Annotated in this window: 1 protein-coding gene; it reads left to right on the top strand. The window is 35.3% G+C overall.

Annotation, left to right across the window (positions count from 1 at the left end):
- The coding region (locus tag GQX97_RS14265; RefSeq protein WP_198391272.1) for an acyl-CoA dehydrogenase family protein at window positions 1-569 on the top strand (569 nt) is incomplete at both ends.

Genomic DNA, 569 nt, shown 5'->3' with positions numbered 1-569 from the left:
CGGTACAGACGCTCAAAAACAAAAATATGTTCCTAAAATGGCTAGCGGTGAATGGCTTGGAGCATTCGGACTTACAGAGCCAAATGCAGGTACAGATGCTGCAGGTCAGCAAACTACTGCTGTACTAGATGAAGCTACTCAGGAATGGGTAATTAATGGTTCTAAAATMTTYATAACAAATTCTGGATATGCTGATGTATATGTAATATTTGCTATGACAGATAAATCACAAGGTTTAAAAGGAATTTCTTCATTTATAGTAGAAAAAGACACTCCAGGATTTACTGTTGGTAAAAAAGAGAAAAAATTAGGTATWAGAGGTTCTGCTACTTGCGAATTAATATTTGAAAATGCAAGAATACCTAAAGAAAACCTATTAGGAGAATTAGGAAAAGGATTTAAAATTGCTATGATGACTCTTGACGGAGGAAGAATAGGAATTGCTTCTCAGGCATTAGGAATTGCACAAGGAGCTCTTGATGAAACTGTAGCTTATGTAAAAGAAAGAAAACAGTTCGGAAGAACAATAGCTAATTTCCAAAACACTCAATTCCAATTGGCTAACCTAG

The sequence above is a fragment of the Brachyspira sp. SAP_772 genome (assembly GCF_009755885.1).
Taxonomy (GTDB): Bacteria; Spirochaetota; Brachyspiria; order Brachyspirales; family Brachyspiraceae; genus Brachyspira.
This window is presented reverse-complemented; position numbering and strand designations above follow the sequence as displayed.